At 43.8% G+C, this 21,171-nt stretch carries 19 protein-coding genes and 1 tRNA gene; 18 read left to right on the forward strand and 2 right to left on the reverse strand.

What is annotated here, in order from left to right; genetic code table 11:
• The first annotated feature begins 202 nt into the window (after positions 1–202).
• The 13 genes from AAE250_RS08340 to AAE250_RS08400 all read left to right on the forward strand — a co-directional run bounded on the left by AAE250_RS08340 (position 203) and on the right by AAE250_RS08400 (position 12,553).
• Positions 203–667, forward strand: coding sequence for an Lrp/AsnC family transcriptional regulator (locus tag AAE250_RS08340; protein WP_294596247.1), 465 nt, complete (start codon positions 203–205; stop codon positions 665–667).
• A gap of 129 nt (positions 668–796) precedes the next feature.
• Positions 797–1,108: a DUF4491 family protein gene (locus tag AAE250_RS08345; RefSeq protein WP_294596250.1), complete on the forward strand. Its 312-nt coding sequence runs from the start codon at positions 797–799 to the stop codon at positions 1,106–1,108.
• Between the two features lie 92 nt (positions 1,109–1,200).
• A tRNA-Ile gene (locus AAE250_RS08350) sits at positions 1,201–1,274 on the forward strand.
• 142 nt (positions 1,275–1,416) lie between these two features.
• Positions 1,417–2,688, forward strand: a complete 1,272-nt coding sequence (locus tag AAE250_RS08355) for a phage integrase SAM-like domain-containing protein (RefSeq protein WP_294596253.1) — start codon at positions 1,417–1,419, stop codon at positions 2,686–2,688.
• A gap of 85 nt (positions 2,689–2,773) precedes the next feature.
• A complete protein-coding gene (locus AAE250_RS08360; protein WP_294596256.1) occupies positions 2,774–3,589 on the forward strand; it encodes a hypothetical protein in 816 nt (271 codons plus the stop codon).
• A gap of 190 nt (positions 3,590–3,779) precedes the next feature.
• Positions 3,780–4,400, forward strand: coding sequence for a hypothetical protein (locus AAE250_RS08365; protein WP_294596259.1), 621 nt, complete (start codon positions 3,780–3,782; stop codon positions 4,398–4,400).
• Positions 4,401–4,556: 156 nt separating this feature from the next.
• On the forward strand, positions 4,557–6,494 hold the full coding sequence (locus tag AAE250_RS08370) for a hypothetical protein (RefSeq protein WP_294596262.1): 1,938 nt from the start codon (positions 4,557–4,559) through the stop codon (positions 6,492–6,494).
• A 1,463-nt stretch (positions 6,495–7,957) separates the two neighbouring features.
• Entirely contained in the window at positions 7,958–8,620 is a 663-nt protein-coding gene (locus tag AAE250_RS08375; RefSeq protein WP_294596265.1) for a recombinase family protein, read from the forward strand.
• A gap of 599 nt (positions 8,621–9,219) precedes the next feature.
• Positions 9,220–9,723, forward strand: coding sequence for a hypothetical protein (locus tag AAE250_RS08380; RefSeq protein ID WP_342288863.1), 504 nt, complete (start codon positions 9,220–9,222; stop codon positions 9,721–9,723).
• 31 nt (positions 9,724–9,754) lie between these two features.
• Positions 9,755–10,168, forward strand: coding sequence for a lipocalin family protein (locus AAE250_RS08385; protein WP_294596270.1), 414 nt, complete (start codon positions 9,755–9,757; stop codon positions 10,166–10,168).
• Positions 10,169–10,448: 280 nt separating this feature from the next.
• Positions 10,449–10,883 carry a hypothetical protein gene (locus tag AAE250_RS08390; protein ID WP_294596272.1) on the forward strand — a complete coding sequence of 145 codons (435 nt, stop codon included), beginning with the start codon at positions 10,449–10,451 and terminating at the stop codon, positions 10,881–10,883.
• A 101-nt stretch (positions 10,884–10,984) separates the two neighbouring features.
• Positions 10,985–11,749 carry a LiaF transmembrane domain-containing protein gene (locus AAE250_RS08395; RefSeq protein WP_294596275.1) on the forward strand — a complete coding sequence of 255 codons (765 nt, stop codon included), beginning with the start codon at positions 10,985–10,987 and terminating at the stop codon, positions 11,747–11,749.
• Between the two features lie 3 nt (positions 11,750–11,752).
• Entirely contained in the window at positions 11,753–12,553 is an 801-nt protein-coding gene (locus AAE250_RS08400) for a LytTR family DNA-binding domain-containing protein (protein WP_294596278.1), read from the forward strand.
• 168 nt (positions 12,554–12,721) lie between these two features.
• Here the strand turns inward: AAE250_RS08400 and AAE250_RS08405 are convergent, their stop codons facing one another.
• Positions 12,722–14,371, reverse strand: coding sequence for a flotillin family protein (locus tag AAE250_RS08405; RefSeq protein WP_294596280.1), 1,650 nt, complete (start codon positions 14,369–14,371; stop codon positions 12,722–12,724).
• Positions 14,372–14,394: 23 nt separating this feature from the next.
• Positions 14,395–14,892 (reverse strand): hypothetical protein, encoded by a 498-nt coding sequence (locus AAE250_RS08410; RefSeq protein WP_294596281.1) that lies wholly within the window; start codon positions 14,890–14,892, stop codon positions 14,395–14,397.
• A gap of 432 nt (positions 14,893–15,324) precedes the next feature.
• Between AAE250_RS08410 and AAE250_RS08415 the strand changes: the two genes are divergently transcribed.
• From AAE250_RS08415 to AAE250_RS08435, 5 genes are read left to right on the forward strand one after another with little or no spacing between them, the layout of a single operon-like run.
• Entirely contained in the window at positions 15,325–17,079 is a 1,755-nt protein-coding gene (locus tag AAE250_RS08415) for an ATP-binding protein (protein WP_294596284.1), read from the forward strand.
• 8 nt (positions 17,080–17,087) lie between these two features.
• The gene (locus AAE250_RS08420) at positions 17,088–17,840 is read left to right on the forward strand and encodes an N-acetyltransferase (protein ID WP_294596286.1); all 753 of its coding nucleotides are present in this window, start codon (positions 17,088–17,090) and stop codon (positions 17,838–17,840) included.
• Positions 17,837–18,997 carry a hypothetical protein gene (locus tag AAE250_RS08425; RefSeq protein WP_294596288.1) on the forward strand — a complete coding sequence of 387 codons (1,161 nt, stop codon included), beginning with the start codon at positions 17,837–17,839 and terminating at the stop codon, positions 18,995–18,997. The genes AAE250_RS08420 and AAE250_RS08425 overlap by 4 nt, the downstream gene beginning before the upstream one ends.
• Entirely contained in the window at positions 18,994–19,770 is a 777-nt protein-coding gene (locus AAE250_RS08430) for a M15 family metallopeptidase (protein ID WP_294596291.1), read from the forward strand. The genes AAE250_RS08425 and AAE250_RS08430 overlap by 4 nt, the downstream gene beginning before the upstream one ends.
• Positions 19,771–19,817: 47 nt before the next feature.
• The gene (locus tag AAE250_RS08435) at positions 19,818–21,026 is read left to right on the forward strand and encodes a THUMP-like domain-containing protein (protein ID WP_294596294.1); all 1,209 of its coding nucleotides are present in this window, start codon (positions 19,818–19,820) and stop codon (positions 21,024–21,026) included.
• The last annotated feature ends 145 nt before the right edge of the window (positions 21,027–21,171 follow it).

Consider the following 21,171-nt stretch of genomic DNA (forward strand, 5'->3'; position numbering starts at 1 on the left):
GTGTTACCACTTTATCACCCTATTACTTTATCGCTTTTATCACCCTATCACTTTATCGCTCCTTATCAACTTATCACCCTATCACCTTATCGCTTATCCTCTCTTTTATTCATTTTTCCCTCCGTTTTCATAGATAAATTAAAATAAAGTTCTATATTTGCTTACTATTTGATAACAACAAGAACTTTACTTATTTACCATTATGGAAAAAATAGACAATCTTGACAGACAGATTCTGGAAATAATCTCCCAGAATGCCCGCATCCCCTTCAAGGACGTAGCTGCCGAATGCGGTGTATCACGTGCTGCCATCCACCAACGCGTCCAGCGTCTGATCGACCTTGGCGTAATTGTTGGTTCGGGCTATCATGTAAATCCCAAGTCTTTGGGCTACAGAACCTGCACCTATGTAGGAATCAAGCTGGAAAAGGGTTCCATGTATAAAACGGTAGTCGCCGAGCTGTGCAAGATTCCCGAAATCGTAGAATGCCACTTCACCACCGGCCCGTACACGATGCTGACCAAAGTATATGCCCGCGACAACGAGCACCTGATGGATCTGCTGAACAACAAGATGCAGGAGATTCCGGGTGTAACTGCCACCGAGACATTGATCTCCCTGGAACAGAGCATCAAGAAAGAGATTCCTATTTGTCCGGAGAAGTAATAACAGGGTTATTAGTTAAGTAAGTAATCATAATTAGTGTATAACGTTCACTATCTGTCATTAGCTTCGCTCAAAAGAGGTTTTGAGCGAAGCTAATGACAGATAACTAATAACTCACAACGAACAGTAATGGATTTCTTAAACGAATATCACTTGGCAGGGCTTATCATTGGCATCTGCACATTTCTCATTATCGGCTTGTTTCATCCCGTAGTGGTAAAGGCCGAATACTATTGGGGTACCAAATGCTGGTGGATTTTCCTGGTATTGGGTATCGGTGGCGTCATTGCTTCCCTTTGCACGGAGAACATCATGCTCGCCTCCCTCTTAGGTGTATTTGCCTTCTCCTCGTTCTGGACCATCAAAGAAATCTTTGAGCAGGAAGAACGCGTGAAAAAAGGCTGGTTCCCCAAGAACCCCAAACGTACTTATAAGTTCTGAGAACAGATGTTATAAGGATTTTTAGTTGAAAGGCTTGCATATTTCAATAGAAAATACTACTTTTGTCCCCGCTATCCAAGCAAGGATACATCGGACTTGTAGCTCAGTTGGTTAGAGCAACAGACTCATAATCTGGAGGTCCCTGGTTCAAGCCCAGGCTGGTCCACAAAGTAAAAGGCTCATTCCTAATGGAATAGAGCCTTTTTAATTTGTGTACCGCTCCAGTTAGAGTCCGTTGCTCAAACCAACTTCACCCCCTATTTAAAGCATTTGTTGACTAATTGTTGACTAATTAAAATGCTACTAACATGCTAACAATCAGAGCAGAAGTTAAGAAGGGAGAACTTAAAGTTGACGGAACTTACAATGTCAAAGTCAGAATTACCCTTAATCGCAAAGTCAAGCGATTATCTACAAGTTTATTCATAACTCCGCAAGACCTTACCAAGTCCTTGAAATTTAAAGAAGGTACACCAATTAAGAGAGAGATTGATAAACTTATATATACCTATCGTGAGAAATTTGCTAACTTACAGATTGATTTGAATAACTACACTTTAGAGGATGTATGCCAATACCTCAACAATGAGCGTGAGAAACAACAGACGATAGACTTTATAAAGTTCAGCCGTGAGTGGATAGCCTCTGCCACGATGCAGGGTACACCGAACTATACCACAGCTTTAAATGCCCTTGTCCGTTTTATTGGTAAGGAAGAACTGGACGTTAATCTGATTACAACGGAATTCTTAGAGAGCTTCAAAGCATTCTTGGATAAGGAACGGGAAACACGTATCAAGGCACTAATACAGCAAGGTAAACGTATCCCTTCCAATCGTTCACTCTCCCTCTACTTGGTAAGTATCAAACGCCTATTCAATGAAGCCAAGAAGAAGTACAATAAGAAGGATAGGAATTTAATTCTGATACCCAACAATCCATTTGAAGAGTTTAAAATACCCAAGCAGGAAGCTACACGCAAGAGAGCTATATCCGCAGATATTATAAAGAAGGTATGGAAGCTACCTTATAAGGATGTGAAGAAAGGCTATAAAGCTACATGCCGCTACAACTTAGCTAAGGACTGTTTTATTCTCTCATTCTGCCTCATGGGGATGAATTCAGCAGACCTTTATTATGCTACTGAAATGGAAGGTAATACAATCATTTACAATCGCACCAAGACCAAAGACCGCAGACTGGATAAGGCTCAAATGAAAGTTGATATACCTAAGTTAGTCCAACCTCTGATAGAGAAGTACAGAGATAAGACAGGTAAACGCCTCTTCAACTTCTATCAGTATTACGCAGACGAGAAGGGTTTTAATAAGGCTATCAACTACGGACTAAAAGAGATTGGGACATTGTTAGAGGTTGACGACTTGGAGTATTATGCAGCGCGCCATTCGTGGGCTACTATTGCTATTAATAAGGTGGGCATTGATAAATATACAGTCCATGCAGCACTCAATCACATTGACGAAGCAATGAAAGTCACTGACATATACATTGAACGTGACTTCGTGAATGAGAACAGAGCTAATACCAAGGTCGTGAAATACGTATTTGGGAAATCGTAATACACTCTACTCTAATTTATAATGCCACTCTGTTGTATAATGGGGTGGCATTTCTTAACTTTACGGCATTAATACTGATACACACATGGATATTATAGATAAATTCAAGATTAAGAGAAATCAGATAGATTGCTTTCCTGAAGAGTTGGAGTATATAGAAGAGTACTGCATTAAATTCTATCCGTGTATAGACTTTGACGATGCAGGAATACCATGCATTTGTGGTACATCTGTGCCTTCAATATTCTCAACTCGATATGACCGAAAGGAATTAAGTTGCAATATTTCTATTAAGAAATATGAAGGAGATAAAGAATTACCCGGATATATTAAGGAATTTAATCTTGATGTGAAGAAGTTCTACTACTTCCTACTTTTCATAAGTGATTACTGTTATGATACTACCGCTAATTTATTAGTGATAAATAAGTCTCCCATTGACGAAGTCAATGACTTTATAGAAGCCTATGAGAGTGATAAGCCTATGACGTTAACCCTTAAAGTTGGAAGAAAGAGTTATCCCATTAATAACCTATCAATTATAAACTCAATAACTAAGTTTCTGCAAAGCAATCTGAATGATTGGAAGGATATAGAACCTTTAACTTATAGAATTTTCGATATAGAAGTTGAAGATGCTCATCTACATAATTCTATAACGATTGCTTATTTCGCTAAATCTATATTACAGTTTTTCAATATGCAGCCTCACATTGTATTGAATAGGAGGAGTGGGGCAGCCTCCTCCGAGAAAGAACTACTATTCATATCAAAACTTGTTCACTTCATAGGATTTTCCAAACATGAGAGCCTATTGACAAGCACAGAACTGATTAGAAGTTATATGAAACAATATAAGAACTATAAATTCCCTACTCACTCTAAAACTTACATGTATTAATAGCGCTGATTATCACTAATTTATATCTCTCTCAATGTATATTCCATTCATTCAAGGAATAAAAATGAGAGAGATTTTTATTCTGTGTGGCTCTGAACTATCTCACTTACCTTTGCCTATGCAAACATGAGAGTAATCTCTGATTGTATGGTTGACATATCGTCAATCATAACTTAAATTTTTAATAGCTATGGCAAAAAAAGAAGCCTCTATTAACCTTCCTACAGAGGAAGAGCTTGACGCAATGCTGGATATTGCAAGTGGTAAATCTGCATCCGTGAATATGGATGTTTTACAAAGTGTGATGGAAGGAGTATATAACGGTGGAGAATTAACTCTCATACCTTACGTTCCTAACAAAGTACCCGGCATCTATGCCGTATTGACCTACTCCGACAATGAAGAGGAGTATGAAGAATGTGGCTGGACATTCGTGGATAACACTGCTATAAGTATTCTAATCAAACTGTTATCAACTGAATGTGATGCAGACGTAAAGGAATTGGTGAAGAAGTATAATGACTACTTCAAGAGTGATGTACACGTTGTAAACCCTAATGGAAACTATCTACTGGACTTCTTTGAAAGGCATTCTAATGCGAATGACAAGAAGCTTCACAAGCGGATAAGGGGTAAGGCTAAGAATGTGCCTTCCAAACAGACTGGGCATATTATCCATGCGGAGAATATATTCATAATAGAGAAGGAGTTCCCTAAAGGCTCTGTTCGCTTTCGCCTATCACTGGATGATGATAAGACAGTGCAGTATTTGCGGGATAAGCATTTCTTACATGAACGGAAGCTGTTTTAACTATCAGTTTGAGAGATTGGGGAGTTCGCTCCCCTTCCTCTCTAAATCCCACTCTTAAACATACTTCTACATTAATAATTACAGTTAGGAGCAAATTTGTAAAGGGGCTATATAAGCAATATTTAAAGAATTTCCTCCCTACATAAATCATAAGATATGCAACTCTCATTTGATATAATCAATCTCGAACGTGAAGAACTGACAATTAGTAAAGGTGAAACACTCTTAGACCTCTATAAACGGGAAGGTTATCCCGACAACGGCACTCCAACCAACCGCATTATTGAGAAGGTTGAACCGGGTATCGGTGCTACTTATGCCGAATTGGAATGCAACCGTAATTCAGTTATTATTGAGCCTAATGTACCCGTGATTGTCGGTAAGACGGAAGGTACTGACTACTTGGGAATATACGAGAAGACTACTCCTAAGAAGATAACAGATTACTTGCAGAATGATAGATATACTCCTAAGAAGTTGGTTACCACTCCCGAAGGGTATAAGACGAAGCTGATACCTACATTTAAGAAATTAGGGATTGACTGGCATAAGGATTATTTCTGCCTATATGATGAATGTGAGAAGTTGATACAAGACACTGGGTATAGACCGACTATCCGCATTAAAGACTTCTTTGATTATGAACATAAGGCATACGTTTCGGCTACTCCGTTAGGAACACGTAACCGTAAATTTTTAAATGGTGGTTTTAAATGGCTGAAAGTAACTCCCGACTATGATTATAAGAAGGATGCTACTCTAATCATCACCCGTGAATTTAATAGAACTTTACTTGAAGAATTGAACAGATTACTCCCCATTTCCAAATGTATCTGCATCTTCTATAAGACTACCGACGGTATAGCCACCATTGTACAGAAGCTATTGGCAGAGAGATTGATTAAGGACGGAGATTATAAAGTATTCTGTTCGGATGATAGTGTAAAGAAGTTGAAGGGCATGGAGTTACATAACACGCATGAACAGCTACAATTACCATTAAAACGTGTTAACTTCTTCACTTCACGCTTCTTCTCGGCAGTGGATATTAAGATTAATAAGCTGGCAGACATACTCGTACTTAGCAATTACAAGCAAGCCAATCACTCCATGATAGACCCGTTCACGGAGGCAGTTCAGATACAAGGGCGTTTCCGTAACAAGTTGGACGGTGATAGAAGATATACCTCTCTGACATTCATTACTAATACTAACGATGAATTAAAGGTTAAGAGTGATGAGGAGATTGAAACGGAGATTACAACTCAACTTGCAACATACGCCTCTATCAAGGATAGATACGATAATGCTACTAATGCAATCGAGAAGGAAGTTATTCAGAAGGATTTGAAGAAGCTTAGCTTCAATGACTTCTTGGATGATGATAACGAACTTACTGAGGAAGTTATAGACCATGTATTTAATGAAGAGCGAGTTAAGAGTTATTATCAATCTCCACAAGCACTAATCAATGCCTATAATGAAACGGGGCATTTCAGATTACAAGTAATAGATAACAGTCATGGGGTTGGAGAGGATGATAAGATGCCACTAAAAAGACGCACGATTAAAGATATATGGAAGTATCTTATTAACCAGTTGGAGCGATTGGAGCATGATAAGCAAGTTATTCCCAATTTCGATTTCGATGCGGAAGTTCGGAAGTTGGAAGCGATACACAGTGAACATCATTTCATTATTGATGCTTACTTGAAGATAGGTAAAGCTCCGATTGAAGGTGCAAATTATGCTAAGAGGAAGGTTGAAGCTGAACTGAAAGCGTATAATATCCAACAAGGTGAGAGGTTACGTTTTAGCCCGAATGTATTGGCAGAGATAGAGGATGAGTTTAGGAATGAGGTCAAAACTCAATGCTACATTACTAAATCCGATTTCATTAAAAGACTTGGACGAGTATTGGCAGCTAACGGCATTACCTTCAAAGTCCACGGTGACGGTAAGGCTGGGTATAAGGTAATGTGTAAGATTACAGAGGACACCGTTAAAGATTACTTTGATTACAAGTCCTATAATAGTCAAACTCCACCTTCATATAAACTTCAACGCTTTAAATCGGAGTTAGGAGCAAATTGATGAAGGGGCTTATATAGCATAATTTGAAGAATTTGATACCAAAGAAGTCTATGAATTGAAGTAACTCTCTACACCGAATAAGAAACTCCACCCTAAAGAGGTATGGAGTTCTTGGTGTTTATAGGCATTATTTATCCGCTTTCTTCTTACGAGGGACTAATTTTGTGCTCCCCTTCTTAGAACTGGGTTTACGGAATGGTACATCTTTACGGGGTATCAATTTAGGGCTATCTATTACAGATTGATTTACTTGGTGAATGATTTCATGGGTAACTTCATCTGTAACTATGGTTGTCGCTTCGGGGAATACTGGGATTTCTATTCGCATGGTAATTTTGTGTAATAAGTCTTTCTAACGTGGTTAATCTGTTTACGTATCTTGGTGAACCCCGATAACCGTGCCCATACTCCAATATGAACCCGATTATCAGATACACCCGCTTTTATAGCTATATCTCTCAATTCTTCATAACTAAACATTTCATTCATTATCATAGGCGATTGATTAATGGCAAGTAATCTGTGTATTATGGCAGAGTTATCTACGGGCAGCTATATCTATCAAATGAAGTCGGTAATAGGATAGCTTATAAGCAAGTTGATAAGTGACTGCAATTATATATCCGATTTGAAAATGGAAGTTCGATTTGCTGATACCTTATAAATACGGTAACGGTAAACTGCATTATATATTTGAATTACAAGCCTAAGAGACTGACATTACTAACTTCCCTTACCCACCTTAAAGATACTACATATTTGGAACTCCGTAAAATGAAACGGATATAACTTGTAAGATTGTGGCGCATATCAGAGCCACTTCATTATTAATGGCATCCAGTATCGCAGATTGGAATATACAGGAAAGAGACACGCATAATATAACGGGTACTTCATTACAGATACCCCCATCTATCCGATTCAAAGTGGAAGTATATATAAAGCCAATTCCTTATAAATAGTCAGAGCCTCATCCATAAATACGTCACGTAAACGTGACTTGACATCCTCTCATGACCCCTCCAGTGGAGTGATATAAGAAACAACATTTAAAACAGTTCAATTTATGGAAGGGCAAAGATTACTCCGAGTTAGTGAGGTAAAACTCACTTATCAACCTAAAGTTAAGGCATCCGAACGCTACTACATAGCGCATAGTGAGGACGCTTACAAATTATTAAAGGAACATTGTTACGATGAAAGCACTCTCCTTACGGATGAAGGTATGTTAAACCGTTAATTCATGGCATTATGAAAGATGTATTCTACTTTATACTCTCGCTTGCAGCAGCATTTGCTATCGTATTACTGTGTCCGTTATTTGCGGTCGCATTAATAATTTGGTGGATTATATGGATAGGTAAGGAAGTCTCGAAATATGACGGACTTTAGTTATTAATCAGAGTGTTACATGAATTGAACGTTCGTTTAGCTCGTGTAACCACTCTTAAAATATGTAAACGATGAAGACATACATAGCGTATTTACGCCAATCAACCATGAAGCAGGAAAGAAGTGGGCTTGGAGTTGAGGCTCAAAGAGAGATTATTCATAACTTCATTAAAGAGGGGGTTATCCTACATGAATTTGTCGAGACTGAAAGCGGTAAGAGGACGGATAGACCTAAACTGCAAGAGGCGTTGATAATGTGCCGTAAGACCAACTCTATTCTTATTGTGGCGAAGTTAGACAGATTGAGCCGTAATGTGGCATTTACTTCCAAGTTATTGGAGAGTGATGTGGAGATTACCTTTTGTGACTTTCCCCAAGCTAACCGCTTGATACTCCACATTATCAGCAGTATCGCTGAATATGAAGCAGGGTTAATCAGTCAACGCACGAGGCAGTCATTGCAAGCTAAGAAGGCACGAGGGATAAAACTGGGTAAATCGGATAACTTGATGAACAAGCATAAAGAGGCTATCGCTAATAGTAACCGTACCAATAGATTGAAAGCGGATAGTAACCCCAATAATATGCGGGCAATCGCTTTACTACGCTCGTTATCAATGGAAGGTAAGACCTTATCCGAAATGGCAGACCTACTCAACGCACAAGGTTTCGTCACTTCACGAGGCTGCAAGTTTCAGAAGGTACAAGTGAGCAGGTTACTTGCTAAACTCTGATTACTTTAGTTGGGAGGAAATCTTTAAAATTCTGTATATATAGACCGAGTTACAATTTCCTCCTAACCTTGATTTATCAACGGGAGACTATTCTCAACTATTAATAAACAATAGTTCTTGTCAATCAAACGTAATTTAGTAACTTTGCAGCAATTCCAAGCCCCTAAAGTGATAGAGGACTGGAAGGACATATAAGTTAACGGAGAGCGTTTAAACATATTATCCCTTATTGGAATCTCGACAATTTCAACGCACAAGGATAATGACAAGAACGCTCACGCTTACTATGTTGTTATATACCTTCTCTACGGGAGAACTATATACCTTCATAGGAGCGTGGGTTTATTGTTTATTACTTGTGCAGGCAGTCGAGAGCCCCAATAAGGTAATATTCAATAATTCCTGCGCTTCTTCTATTATTAACAGCTAACATTCGGGAATTGGTTAGCGTAATATATTGGATAAGAAACGGATATATAGTTTACTACTTACAACTACTTTATTAATGATATGTAAGCCTATTAATAGGATGCTGCCTTACATACATATATTTCACGTTGCAACCCTAAGCAGCAGGGATGCACTTATATGATTAACTTATGAAGACATTAAGATTATTAGCGGTATTAGTTATCGCAATGACTGCATCTATATGCAGTGCACAGAACGGGTATAGAGGTATGATTGAAGGAGGACGAACATTCCACCTTGATGAGACAGCTTTACACGCCACCGAGTTTTCTACTACACACGGGTATCAATTCAACCCCTATTTGTTTGTCGGCGCAGGAATGGGGTTTCACTTCACATCTTCGGATGCAGAAATGACTTATATGCCGTTATATTTGGATGTGAAAGCCAACCTTATGCAGACTAAGGTTGCTCCGTTCATTGACGTAAAGGCAGGCTACTCCGTACTGGATGCTAAGGGAGTATATCTAAGCCCGAGTGTGGGAGTTAACTATAACTTCTATAAATGCTTATCTGTATATCTGAAAGTGGGTTATACCTATCAGAAAGTGGATAGCCCTATATATGCTAACAGTGATAAAGAAATCAGCAATATAGGCGGTATCACAGCTAAAATCGGATTTGAATTCTAACTATATTACTAATTTAATCAATTAATTAAAGATGAAAACATTAAGATTTATTGGAATGGCTATCATAGCCGTAATTTTGAGTGTTAACTTCACAGCTTGCAGCGATGACGACGACGATGAAAGTAAAGATGCTGCAAGGCTTGTGGGTAAGTGGAAGATAGAGAATATTGTTTATGAAGGTGAGACAGAGGAATGGGACGGCTATCCATATTTCGTTGTAACTACAAGCAACATCTATTTCACGGATGAAGCAGGAACAGCTAAGTCGGACAACTCAACTTATACCTACGATGTTAAAAGTAAGACTATCACAGCCAAGTATGTGAATGGTGATGAAACTTATATTATCAAAGTGGTTAAATTAACCGATACTGAACTCCAATGGCAATGGGATGAAGATGATAAGAATAAGTGGACTACATTCTATTGTAAGAAAGTGGTATAAGACTTATATGTAAGAGTAAGGCGGCATTGAAGAAATTCAGTGTCGCTTTACTACTTATTAAAGCAGAATTACTAAATTTGCAATCGTAAGTCAAGTTGACTAATAGTTGACTAATGACCTACACAGAGAATATTAATAAGTTGATTAAATGCTGCTTAGGAGGCTAAAGAGTGAAACTCATAATCTGGAGGTCCCTGGTTCAAGCCCAGGCTGGTCCACAAAGAAAGAAAGCCTCATAAACAATGGTTTATGGGGCTTTTATATTATAAATAAGCTCTGCATGAAACATGGAGTAACCCAACATACTCTGCTCTTTACCGCCGGAACGCTATGGTTGTTGGCGGGAATAAACATACTGCGCATCGGGCTAGTATGCTGGATAAGTGACGATCCACGTTCTTGGCTGTTTAAAGTCTGCGAAGCCAGTCTCGTTTTTCTTCTATTCTTCTGTATCATCTTTCACAAGCTATATAAGAAACATACATTCCGTATTTCGCAAAAGAAAGGAAAGCACTGTCCCTTCTCGTTCTTCGACGTAAAGGGATGGATTGTCATGATATTCATGATTACAATAGGAGTCATAGTACGCGTTTATCATCTTCTGCCCGATTCTTTCATTGCAGTATTTTATACCGGACTGTCGCTGGCACTCATTGGTACGGGACTGCGTTTCATACGATATTGGTGGACGAACAAGAAGAATTCACCGATTTAAACCCGGAGTTCATCGGTTTTCTGGCTGTAATCACCTGAAAAGCATTTAGTAAGGCAAAGATTTCGCTTACCTTTGAGCCATCAATCATAATAATAGAAACAATGGAAGAAAAACAAAAATTCCCGCATCACAGAAGCTCCGGCAAAGTACTGGTGGCTTCACTTTTCATCCTTTCAGGAGCACTGCTGTTTGCCCGCAACATGGGCTGGATTACTTACGAGCTTTTTGATATTGTGGTTTCATGGCAATCTCTCCTTATTATATTAGGTGTGTATTCCATGACACACCGCCATTATATCGGAGGAACTGTCCTGATATTAGTTGGAGCGTACTTTCTTGTAGGAGGGTTGTCATGGTTACCGGCAGGCTCCCAAGCAATGCTCTGGCCATTGGCTCTGATATTAGTCGGCATTCTCTTTCTTACAAAGAACCGCCGCAAGGAGCACATGCGGAGAGGACACAACTTCTCCTCCGCCGGTACCGGAACTGAGGCTGAAGACGATGCCAATACCCAGCAATGTGAGTCGGAGAACGGTTTCCTGCGTTCCAACAACACTTTCGGTGCCGTGCGCCACGTCGTACTGGACGAAATCTTTAAAGGAGCCAGCATCCGCACCTCGTTTGGCGGAACAACCATAGACTTGCGGCACACGCATCTTGCACCCGGCGAAACTTATATCGACCTGGATTGCAGTTGTGGAGGGGTAGAACTCTTCATCCCTGCTGACTGGAAAGTAGTAATCAAGTGTAATGCCTTCTTCGGAGGTTGCGAAGACAAGCGCTGGCAAGGGGCAAATATCAATCCGGACTCCATATTAATAATCCAAGGCAACGTTTCCTTGGGAGGTCTGGAAATTAAAGACTAACGTATGAAAGCACATCCGATAATAGATTATCCCTATCGCTGGGTCCCGGCACTTGTCCTGGCAGTGCTTCTGGTAGCCGCACAGACGGTTTTGCTGCGGTTCTACACGGAAGCAGAGTGGCTGCCCGCAGTGATAGATGGAATTACAACGGTTGGATGGTTTATGGCACTGGCTTATTTGACGTGGTTTGTTGTTGGCATCGTTTCTATACCGAAGAGCAATCTTATCACGATTACAGTTGGCATTCTACTCTGGCTGGCGGGAGGATTTATGGTATATGATGTCACAACAAAGTTTGCAGGCATATCGTATATTCCTTTTGCACCCACAATACCTTTCCGGCTTCTGTTCGGCATACCGGCATGGATAGCTGTCACACTGTGGTATCATTTGCAGGTAGTAGAAGATGAAACATCCCAGGAAATAGAGTTCACAACCGAAGCCGAAAAGCCAGCCCCCCAACCACAAGAAGAATATATCGACCGCATCACTGTGAAGGACGGTTCAAAGATTCATATCATCAAGACAGAAGAATTACTATATATCCAGGCGTGTGGAGATTATGCCACTTTGGTTACCCCTGCGGGAGAATATATCAAGGAACAGACAATGAAATATTTCGAAGCGCACTTGCCGGCAGATAACTTTGTACGTATTCACCGGTCAACGATAGTGAACGTAACGCAGATATCCCGAGTGGAACTGTTCGGCAAAGAAACCTATCAATTACTGCTGAAGAATGGAGTTAAGTTGCGGGTCAGCCTTACGGGCTACCGATTGCTGAAAGAACGATTGGGGATATAAAAATTACTCATTAGAGTCCGATTGCTACTGTCATTCAGAGCGAAGCGAAGAATCTCTTCTTTTACATAAGGAGAGGAGATTCTTCGCTTCGCTCTGAATGACAAAATACAATTTTATCCTTATCGTATTGTTTCACTTTTTAGTGATGAGGGCTCTGAATAACAAGTTCTATTTCTTCTTATTCGTTTCCGGCTTTTCCTCCTTCTTCTCTTCCGGTTTGTCCTCCGGATGAATAATGCCTTTCACTGTTTCTCCGATCGGCAACTTATCCAGCACTCCAAGACTCGGAGCAACCGTCTTCACCAATGAACTCAGGAAATTGCTCGTACCGCCGTTTCCACCATCGAATACGGTGATATTTCCCAAGTTGATATGTTCGAATGCCTTCACCTGTTCTCCGGCAATTTCCTTCCACTGGTCTACCATCTTATACTGGATGGCAATGGCCGGATTCGATTCTGCCGCACGTACCATTGCTTCGAAGCCTTCGGCCTCGGCCAGCAATGACTTCTTCTTACCTTCCGCCTCAGCTTCCAACTTCATCCTGATGGCCTGTGCTTCGGCCTGTGCCTGCGCCAACATGGCCTTTGCACGCGCTTCCGCTTCACGGGTTATCTTCTCGGCAACGGCATCTGCCTGAAGAACAGCTTCCTGCTTGGCAATCTCTGCCGGTACAATCTTTTCCGCTTTCAAAGAAGACTCCACTTTATTAGCTTTAGCTTCTTCTACTTCTTTCTGAGCAACCTCACGTGCCGTCTGCACCGATGCTTCCGAACGTGCGGCAGCCTCACCGGCTTGTTTGTCGGCATTGGCTTGTGTAACAGCCAGTTCGGCATCCGACTGTGCAATGGCTTTCTGAGCCTCGTTTCGTCCGATAGCCGCTTTTTTGGCAGCTTCTGCCTGCTTGATTTCCATGTCGGAGTTCAGTTCGGCAATGCGGCTTTCCTTTTCCGTATTGGCCTGCTCAATCCGTATGTTCTTCTCTGCTTCCGCCTTTGCTACCTGAGACTCTTTCTCTGCATTGGCAATGGCAACCTGTGAAATACGATCCTTATCAGCATTGGCAACCGAGATCTCCTGCAATTTCTTGGTTTCGGCAATAGCGATATCCTGGTCTTTGCGGGTTTCGGCAACCTTCGTTTCACGTTCCTTTATCTGATTGGCAATCTTGATGGCACCCAGTTTCTCCTGTTCTTCTATATTCGCCTGGGCTTCGTTCAATGCCTTACTTTCAGCTTCCTTACCCAAGTTGACGATGTAGTTGGCAGCATCACGGATATCACTGATATTGATATTCATCAGATACAAACCGAACTTGCGTAGCTCCGTATCGATGTTGTCCTTCACCTTAGACAAGAACTTATCGCGGTCGGAGTTCAACTCCTCAATCGTCATATCGGCAATGACCAGACGCATCTGTCCGTAAACCACATCGGTAATCAGGTTCTGCTTGTCGTCCATAGACAAACCCAGCATACGCTCGGCGGCGTTCTGCATTACCTCCGGATCGGTGCTGATGGCAACTGTAATGGTAGTGGGCACATCCACACGGATGTTCTGGGCAGACAGCGCTCCCGTCAGTTTGCAGTCAATCTGCATCGGCTTCATGGAGAGAAACTCATATCCCTGGATGATGGGCCATACAAAAGCGGCACCGCCATGATACAGTTTGGCCGATTTCTTGTCGCCCCCGGTTTTACCGTATACTACTAAAACTTCGTCACTCTTACACTTGCGGTAACGCGAGAGGATACCGACAAAAGTGAGCAAAACGACCGCTATAAGTATGGCGGCCATAATCATCATTTCTTGTGTCATAAATCTATGTGTATTTAGTTCTATTATTGGATATATAAGGTTCCATCCTTATAAGTCGTGATTACTGTCTTATCTCCGGTCTGATAGGCCTTGCCGGTTTCCGAAACAACATCCACCTCGCGCATGGCACCGTCCTTACGGGTCTGCACCGTATATCTTCCCTCTTCTTGCCTGAAGTAGATGGTACATTCACGCCCCACAAGCTGCTCCGTCTTTTCAGAACGGTTGACTTGCTGCAATTGGTAAGCCTTCTTATAAAGAAACCATACGGCAAAGACGAAACACAAACCTACCAGAATGCCGACAGCATAGTTCTGAAGTTCTGTACTCCCCACCAGGAACATATACCAGCCAAAGCCGATGCCAAAATGTGTAAGTCCTTTGAAGGACACTACGCTGCTAAGGTCTACATCCACGTCTACATCGGCATCGATGTCTCCAAAAAAGATAGAGAGAATGAACTGTATCACAAAAATCCCGGTTGTGACAAGCGCAATGATAAGGAAAATATTACTGCTCATAGGAATTTGAGTTAGTGTGTCTTATGATATATTTAGATATATTATCCAAATATACACATTTGCAGCACACATACAAAAGAATGGTTCGCTATTTAACAAAGTTTTCTTGAAAGATGGCAGGAGATTGCAGCGGCTATTTCAAAATAATATCATCATGCAGCAAAATCCGACCATATCGGGTAAGAAGTCTGTTCAAACCTTGCGAACGCTTGTTCGCACAGTGCGAATACATATTCAAGCCTTGCGAATATCCGTTCGCAAGGCTTGAACAGAGAATAGTTACTAAACAAAGCAAGTTTTCTCCCTATTGCCGGGACTTTTTCTCTATATACCGAAGAACTTTTCTCTATATACTCTGCGTGAGGGGTGGATATATCCCGAAGAATATGTTACCTTTGTGTCTGCAATGTTATACTTAAAAGTCTTCGAGCCATGGCAACAAATGATATTAAAGCAATCCCGTACGGGTTGAGTGACTACGTTACTCTCACACGTGACAATTGTTACTATGTAGATAAAACTCACTTTATCCCCCTGATAGAACAAGCTGCACGTTTCTTCTTCCTGATTCGTCCCCGACGTTTCGGCAAGACACTGCTCATCAATATGCTCGATGCTTATTACGATATCAACAATGCCGACCGATTCGAAGAACTCTTCGGGGAACGGTGGATATACAATCATCCTACGTCGCTGCGTGCCAAGTTCATGATACTTCGCTTCAACTTCTCTGCCGTAGATGCTACGCCGGGAAGACTGGAAGAATCATTCGAAGAGCATTGTACATTTTGCTTCCTTTCCTTCCTCAATCGCTACGAGCACTTCTTCGATGCCGACTTCCGGGAAAAACTAATGCAATGTAGCAATGCTTCAGCCCGCCTGCAATATTTGGATACTTGCGCCAGCAACCTCGGCTTGCGCCTCTACCTGATTATCGATGAATACGATAACTTCACCAATACCATTCTTTCTACATACGGTACGGAGGCTTACCATAAAGCAACGCATGGCGAAGGCTTCTTCCGCTACTTCTTCAACGTAATTAAAGTCATGACTTCTGCCAACGGAAGAGCGCTGGAACGGATGTTTATCACCGGTGTATCGCCCATCACGCTGGACGATGTAACGTCGGGATTCAATATCGGATCGAACTTCACCACCGACGCACAATTCAATAATATAGTAGGCTTCTCCGAAACGGAACTGCGCACCATGCTCGAATATTATCGCGAACAGGGAGTGCTCCAAATGGATATAGAAGAAATGATCGAGCAAATGAAACCCTGGTATGATAACTATTGCTTTGCCGAAGAATGCCTGGGTGAGAGCATGTACAACTCCGATATGGCGCTTTACTATATCAGTAATTGTCTGCGTACGGGCAGACCTCCCCGCGAAATGGTAGACAAGAACATCCGCACGGACTACAACAAAATCCGTCACCTGATACGCATCGACCGCAAGCTGGGAGTAAACTTCTCCGTCATCCGCGAAATAGTGGAAACGGGACAGACAACAGCGCTTCTCAACAGCGCCTTCCCGGTAGACAAGATGGTAGACCCTAACAACTTCCGGTCCTTACTCTACTACTTCGGTCTGCTCAGCATCAGCGGCACCGATGCCGGAGAAGTAGTATTGACCATCCCCAACCATACCGTCCGCGAACAGATGTACAGCTATCTGACGGACACCTTCGAGCAATCGGACATCTTCCGCCTGGATTTCTATAAACTGGGGAAACTGATGAAAGACATGGCCTATAAAGGCGATTGGCACCCCGTCTTCTCCTACATCGCCTCCGAGTTGGAGCAACAGAGCCGCATCCGTGAGTTCATAGAAGGCGAAGCCCACGTAAAAGGTTTCCTGCTGGCCTACCTGGGATTGCTGAACTACTACTGCCTGATGCCGGAATACGAACTTGGCAAAGGCTATGCCGACTTCTACTTCCGCCCCAACCCCCAGCAGCCGGACATTGCCTACGCCTACTTGATGGAAGTGAAATACATGAAGCGCGATGCTCCCGACTCCCAACTGAAAGAATTGGAAGAAGAAGCCCGCGCCCAATTACTGAAATATGCCTCCGATCCGGTGATAACTTCCACACTGGGACGGGCACAACTACGGCTGATTACCGTCGTGTTCCGAAGCTGGGAACTGGTGGAAATGAAAGAAGAAGAATATAAATAGACACACACATGAATACCGATTTTATTAACTTAACGACAGAGAACCTTGCCGATGAGCACCTATGCTGCATCATCCGCAGCCGGACGCTTCATCCGGGCATTGAAGCAAAGCGACAATGGCTTTCCGAACGACTGGGTGAAGGCCATGTATTCAGGAAGCTGAATGCAAAGGCTACGGTTTTCATCGAATATGCTCCTCTTGAAACCGCCTGGGTTCCCATAACCGGCAATAACTATTACTACATCTATTGCTTATGGGTATACGGCAATCCCAAAGGGAACGGATATGGAAGGTCGCTGATGGAATATTGCCTGGCGGATGCCAAAGCCAAGGGTAAATCCGGCGTTTGCATGCTCGGAGCAAACAAACAGAAATCCTGGCTTTCCGACCAATCATTTGCGAAGAAGTTCGGCTTCGAGGTGGTTGATACTACCGATAATGGATATGAACTGCTTGCACTCTCGTTTGACGGAACAACGCCCAAGTTTGCACCGAATGCCAAAAGCCCGGAAATTGAGAACAAAGAGCTGACTATTTATTACGATATGCAATGCCCCTATATCTATCAAAAGATTGAAATGATAAAGCAGTATTGCGAAACGAACCATGTCCCTCTATCCTTAATCCATGTAGATACGCTGCAGAAGGCAAAGGAACTGCCGTGTGTTTTCAATAACTGGGCTGTGTTCTATAAAGGACATTTTGAGACAGTGAATTTGTTGTCGGACACCAACCACCTAAATAGAATACTGAAGAAATGAAAAAGATTTTAAAACTGTTAGGAGGCTTCATCGTTGGAGCCTGTATCGGCGTCATAGGAGCATACGTCGGAACATACATTGCTACAGGCATGTCCTTCGAGACTTTCGGAGAGAAGTTCGTCACCATAGATGTACTGCAAATGGCAGGAATCATAGGAATAGCCATCGCATTCCTGCTCCTTTCCGTTTTTCTGCAAATCATCCTGCACGAAGGCGGGCACCTGGTCTGTGGACTGGCAACGGGCTACCGTTTCGTATCCTTCCGTATCCTCAGCCTGACATTCATACGCCTGGACGGGAAACTGCGCATCAAAAACTTCAGCATTGCCGGTACAGCCGGGCAATGTCTGCTCACCCCTCCCGACAAGCCACTACAGGATATCCCATACATCTTATACAATTCTGGCGGAGTGCTTGCCAACCTGCTGACAGCCGCCATCGCCATCATCCTTCTACTCACCGTGGACGAGATGCCACCCCTCATGGAGATATTCCTCCTTCTGTTTGCCCTTGTTGGCATCATACTGGGATTAATGAACGGAATTCCCATGAAAATAGGCGGTGTTGGCAACGATGCGTACAATATGCGCCTACTGCGGAGAGACGAGAGAAGCAAACAGGCGATGGTAACCATGCTACGCGTCAACGCTTTGATACAGGAAGGCATACGTCCCAAGGATATGCCCGAAGAATGGTTCAGGCAAGAATATGACATAGACTACAGGAACACCCTTCAGGTCACCATCCGGCTTATGTACATCGGGCGCTTGCAAGACCAGTTCGAATGGTGGGACGCATACAATGCTCTGGAAGAAATGATGACGCACAAGGACGAAATCATAGGCTTGCTTGCCAAGGAAATAGAATGCGAAATGGTGTTCACGGGATTGGTAATAGCCGAGTTCGAGTGGGTGAATAAACTATATACCAAAGAACTCTCCGACTACATCCTGCAATACAAAAATGTGATGTCTTCCAAGCAGCGGATACTCTGCATATTGGCGCTCTACCACGGAAATGCGGAGGTAGAGGAAGCAAAGGAAATCTACGAGACTGTGTGCCGCCGGAAAGATAAATACCTGATGCAGGGAGAGGTCAACTCGGATATAGCCCAAATGAGATCAATCCTTGCCGATGAATGTATTGTGCCAAGATGAAGAAATACCTTTTACTCCCGTTGTGCCTGCTGCTGTGTAGCTTCCTGCTACACGGTTGCGGCGGCGAACAGCAGCAAGAGCAAAAGCAACCTCAATGCCTACGTGCGGAAGAAGATCCCGCGCACGTAGATTCCCGGGCTCACTGCCCCATCGGAAGGCCTGCCCAAAGCCGTACCGCCCGCTGCCTCGACTCACTCGGCTTCATCAGCATTGCCGAGGCAGACAGCACAATTGCCATAGACCTGATGTACACCCGTGCCGACAACTTCACCGGAACCATATTGTATGAGGATTTAAAAGAAGCCTATCTGCATCCCGAAGCCATGGAAAGCCTGAGTCGTGCACAGCGCCTGCTGAAAGAGCGCCGCCCCGGTTACAGCCTCATCGTCTACGACGCTGCCCGCCCCATGTCCGTGCAGCAGAAGATGTGGGATGTGGTGAAAGGAACTTCCAAGTATATCTATGTATCCAATCCTGCCCGTGGCGGCGGCTTGCACAATTACGGCCTGGCGGTAGATATCAGCATTCTCGATGAAGAAGGAGTTCCCCTGCCGATGGGTACTCCGGTAGATTACCTAGGCAAAGAAGCCCACATTACCGAAGAAGCCCAACTGGTAGCCCAAGGCAAAATCACCGAAGCAGAACGCGAAAACAGATTGCTCCTGCGACAAGTGATGAAAGAAGCCGGCTTCCGCCCCCTGCCCAGCGAGTGGTGGCACTTCAACCGCGTAAGCAGGCAGACAGCAAAAGAAAGGTATCAGTTAATCCCCTAAACACATTTCTTGCTATCTTTGCAGCTTCATTCCAACAAGTCTTTATTATGGCATTGAACGAAGATACCCTCCGCTTTATCCGCATGCACCGCCCGGATGACGTACGCAGCCTCGCCCTGCAAGCCCGCCGATATCCTGCGGTAGACATGCCCGCCGCCATCACCCAGATAGCCGGCTGGCAGGTGGCACGGGAGAAAGTGCCGACATGGGCTGCAAACGAGCACATCCTCTACCCCGTCCACCTCTCCCTGGAACAATGCTCCTCGGAAGCCACGGCACGCTACAAAGCAGAAGTCATCGCAGAATCGGGAAGCCACCACGACACCCTTACCGACCTCACCGGGGGCTTCGGCATCGACTGTGCTTTTCTTTCCGCCTGCTTCCGCCGGGCCACCTACGTAGAGCGCCAAGAGCCACTTTGCCGGATAGCTTCGCACAACTTCCCCGCCCTCAGCCTGAATCATATCTCCGTCTGCCACGAAGACAGCGTCCGCCACCTGCAACAGATGCCGCCCGTGGACTGGATATTCATCGACCCCGCCCGTCGCGACGGCCACGGCGGGAAGACCGTTGCCATCGGCGACTGCGAGCCCGACGTCTCCGCCCTCGAAGAGCTGCTGCTGGAGAAGGCTCAACACGTACTGGTCAAGCTCTCCCCTATGCTCGACCTCACCCTTGCCCTGCACGACCTGAAGCACGTGCAAGAAGCCCGCATCGTCTCCGTAGGCAACGAATGCAAGGAATTGCTGCTTGTCCTGGGCCACGGCGAAAGTCTGTCGGCAGAAGATATTCCCATCCACTGCATCAACCTCACCAATGCCCCGGAACGTCAATCGCTCACCTTCACCCGCCGACAAGAGAAGGCCAGCGCCTGCCCCTGCACCCCCGCCCTGAAGTCTTATCTTTACGAGCCCAACGCCTCCATCCTGAAGGCGGGCGCCTTCCGCAGCACCTCCCATATATATAAGGTGGAAAAGTTGCACCCCAACAGCCACCTCTACACCTCCGACCGCTACATCGCCGACTTCCCCGGCCGGAAGTTCCGCATTACCGGCAGTTGCAGCCTCAACAAGAAAGAAGTAAAGGCGCTGCTCGGCACAGAGCAGAAAGCGAACCTCACCGTACGCAACTTCCCCGCCAGCGTAGCCGAACTGCGCAAGCGCCTGAAACTCGCCGAAGGCGGAGATATCTACCTCTTTGCCACCACGCTAGCCGATGAAAGAAAGTTGCTGGTACGCTGCCAGACTGTTGGCTAAGACAGCGGACATTGTTGGCTAAGACGAACAGCAATGCTGGCTAAGACGCGGAACACTGCTTCCTTCCGCCCATAACTCCCTTACCTTCGAGGTAGAACACTATACCCTTTACTGCACAAGATGCCATCTTGTGTAGCATAAGATG

Origin of the sequence: Bacteroides sp. GD17, from assembly GCF_038448625.1 — a bacterium.
Taxonomy (GTDB): domain Bacteria; phylum Bacteroidota; class Bacteroidia; order Bacteroidales; family Bacteroidaceae; genus Bacteroides.

Coding starts and splice junctions, on each gene's coding strand:
- AAE250_RS08415 (WP_294596284.1), top strand. CDS start 15,325: ATGGCAACAAATGATATTAAAGCAATCCCGTACGGGTTGAGTGACTAC.
- AAE250_RS08410 (WP_294596281.1), bottom strand. CDS start 14,892: ATGAGCAGTAATATTTTCCTTATCATTGCGCTTGTCACAACCGGGATT.
- AAE250_RS08385 (WP_294596270.1), top strand. CDS start 9,755: ATGAAAACATTAAGATTTATTGGAATGGCTATCATAGCCGTAATTTTG.
- AAE250_RS08365 (WP_294596259.1), top strand. CDS start 3,780: ATGGCAAAAAAAGAAGCCTCTATTAACCTTCCTACAGAGGAAGAGCTT.
- AAE250_RS08435 (WP_294596294.1), top strand. CDS start 19,818: ATGGCATTGAACGAAGATACCCTCCGCTTTATCCGCATGCACCGCCCG.
- AAE250_RS08345 (WP_294596250.1), top strand. CDS start 797: ATGGATTTCTTAAACGAATATCACTTGGCAGGGCTTATCATTGGCATC.
- AAE250_RS08370 (WP_294596262.1), top strand. CDS start 4,557: ATGCAACTCTCATTTGATATAATCAATCTCGAACGTGAAGAACTGACA.
- AAE250_RS08360 (WP_294596256.1), top strand. CDS start 2,774: ATGGATATTATAGATAAATTCAAGATTAAGAGAAATCAGATAGATTGC.
- AAE250_RS08375 (WP_294596265.1), top strand. CDS start 7,958: ATGAAGACATACATAGCGTATTTACGCCAATCAACCATGAAGCAGGAA.
- AAE250_RS08355 (WP_294596253.1), top strand. CDS start 1,417: ATGCTAACAATCAGAGCAGAAGTTAAGAAGGGAGAACTTAAAGTTGAC.
- AAE250_RS08430 (WP_294596291.1), top strand. CDS start 18,994: ATGAAGAAATACCTTTTACTCCCGTTGTGCCTGCTGCTGTGTAGCTTC.
- AAE250_RS08390 (WP_294596272.1), top strand. CDS start 10,449: ATGAAACATGGAGTAACCCAACATACTCTGCTCTTTACCGCCGGAACG.
- AAE250_RS08425 (WP_294596288.1), top strand. CDS start 17,837: ATGAAAAAGATTTTAAAACTGTTAGGAGGCTTCATCGTTGGAGCCTGT.
- AAE250_RS08340 (WP_294596247.1), top strand. CDS start 203: ATGGAAAAAATAGACAATCTTGACAGACAGATTCTGGAAATAATCTCC.
- AAE250_RS08420 (WP_294596286.1), top strand. CDS start 17,088: ATGAATACCGATTTTATTAACTTAACGACAGAGAACCTTGCCGATGAG.
- AAE250_RS08405 (WP_294596280.1), bottom strand. CDS start 14,371: ATGACACAAGAAATGATGATTATGGCCGCCATACTTATAGCGGTCGTT.
- AAE250_RS08395 (WP_294596275.1), top strand. CDS start 10,985: ATGGAAGAAAAACAAAAATTCCCGCATCACAGAAGCTCCGGCAAAGTA.
- AAE250_RS08380 (WP_342288863.1), top strand. CDS start 9,220: ATGAAGACATTAAGATTATTAGCGGTATTAGTTATCGCAATGACTGCA.
- AAE250_RS08400 (WP_294596278.1), top strand. CDS start 11,753: ATGAAAGCACATCCGATAATAGATTATCCCTATCGCTGGGTCCCGGCA.